The sequence below is a fragment of the Gemmatimonadaceae bacterium genome (genome assembly GCA_035633115.1).
In the GTDB taxonomy this organism is placed as follows: domain Bacteria; phylum Gemmatimonadota; class Gemmatimonadetes; order Gemmatimonadales; family Gemmatimonadaceae; genus UBA4720.
The window spans coordinates 1-1,903 of the sequence record DASQFN010000097.1; the positions used below are offsets into that span (position 1 = coordinate 1).

General features: G+C 62.5%; 1 protein-coding gene. It reads right to left on the minus strand.

Translation table 11 applies throughout. The annotated features are described in order from the left end of the window. Positions 1–300: 300 nt before the first annotated feature. Positions 301–1,545, minus strand: coding sequence for an IS256 family transposase (locus tag VES88_11950; protein HYN82209.1), 1,245 nt, complete (start codon positions 1,543–1,545; stop codon positions 301–303). Positions 1,546–1,903: the final 358 nt, after the last annotated feature.

Genomic DNA, 1,903 nt, shown 5'->3' on the forward strand with positions numbered 1-1,903 from the left:
TATCTCGACGATCAGATCAACCTTGAAGTGGGTGTTGAGCTGGGCGCGCCGTTCGCCGGGTACGGCGAAGTTGTCGGCTCGGCTACCCCAGCAGGTCCCGTAGCTACCACCACCCATAATGGCCCCTACGATCAACTCTACAAGGCACATGAGGCGATTCGTCTGTGGTGCGGGAGAAGCGGGCACACGCTGGCCGGCCCGAATGGGGAGATTTACGGTCATTGGAAGGACGAATGGAACAGCGACCCGTCCAATATCTGCAAGAGCTATGACCAAAAGCTGTGGATGGCCGCGACAGGTTTAAGCGGCGATTCGGTTTCCGTCGACGAACACGACGCCGTCGATCAGGTCTTGCAGCTTCTCGCTGCCGTTCAGTTTCCTCCACCGCCCTTCAGCCTTGCGTGCCAGCTTGAAGGCCATGGCCAGGCCGGCCTCGCGTGAGCCGGGGCCTTTGGTGCGGTAGGTGCGAAGTCTCACCGTCGCGAAGGTGCTCTCGATGGGGTTGCTGGTGCGCAGGTGCTGCCAGTGTTCGGCGGGGAAGTCGTAGAACGCCAGCAGCTCGGCACGATCCTTCACCAGACACTCCGTCGCCCGCGGCCACTTCGTTCCGTAGACCTCGACGAAGCGGTCGAAGGCTTTGATTGCGTCTTCTCGCGTCGCGCTCATCCAGATCTCGTGCAGCATCGACTTGGCCGCGGGTTGCTGATTCTTCGGCAGCTTGTCGAGCACGTTGGCGGTCTTGTGCACCCAGCAGCGTTGGTGCCGCGTCGAGGGGAAGACCTTCGAGAGCGCCAGCCAGAACCCCAGCGATCCGTCGCCCGTCGCCAGCTTCGGCGGCTCGGTCATGCCTCGTGCTTTGAGGTCCAGCAGCAGCGCCGTCCAGCTCGCCTCGCTTTCACGCTGGCCGTCGATCATCGCGATCAGCTCCTTGCGGCCGTCTTCGGTCGCGCCCATCAAAACAAGCACGCAGGGGCGGTCGTCGGTCAATCGACAGCCGAAGTAGATGCCGTCGGCCCAGAGATAAACGTAGCGTTTGCCGGACAGATCTCGCTTGTTCCACTGGGCGTACTCGTCCTGCCACGACGCGGTCATGCGCGTGACCGACGTCGGCGACAGGCCTGATCCGTCGAAGCCCAGGTGCACCAGCGCATCCGGCATCTCGCCGCTGCTGATCCCCTTGAGGTACAGCCACGGCACCAGGTCTTCGATCGCACGGGTCTTGCGAAGATAAGGCGGCAGAATCTTCGAGGTGAAGCGAAAGCGCACGCCGTTCTCATCGACGCGCCGGTCGTCCACGCGCGGCTGGTGAACCTCGATCGGACCGACCCCGCTGAGGATCGTCCGCGGCGGCTTGCGCCCGTTGCGCACCACCAGCCGATGCCCGGCGTCGTCGCGATGATCAGCGTGAGCATCGACGTACTCGACGACTTCGTCTTCGATCGCCTTCTGCAGGGCGCGACGCGCTCCCTCACGTGCGATCTGCTCGAGGGTGACACGAACGACCGGCTCGGTTGCCAGCCGCAGCGGAAAAGGTGATAATGACATGTGGCGTATCCTTCCCGGCCTCGTTGGCCGAACGGGTGAGTGAGTTCGAATCAATTCACCCAAGGTACGCCGCTTTTATTGCCGCGTCACCATCCACAGCTTTTGGTCATAGCTCCGATACGCTATCGCACTTCTTCTTACAGTTTCGGCCGGGGTAAGGGACTTCTGCCTCCGTGGAAAAACCGCGCGACGGCAACAGCTCTTTCAGACGTTGCGACCAGCAGCATTCGGTACGCGGTCGTTTCTTCTCGGGCTCGCGGTGCCCGCCATACCATGCCAGCCCGGTGGGATATCCCTCCACGGAGTCGTTTGCCTCGCGGTCCATCTGCCGCAGGCACTGATCGAGGGCAGCGAGGAA

Coding starts and splice junctions, on each gene's coding strand:
- VES88_11950 (HYN82209.1), bottom strand. CDS start 1,545: ATGTCATTATCACCTTTTCCGCTGCGGCTGGCAACCGAGCCGGTCGTT.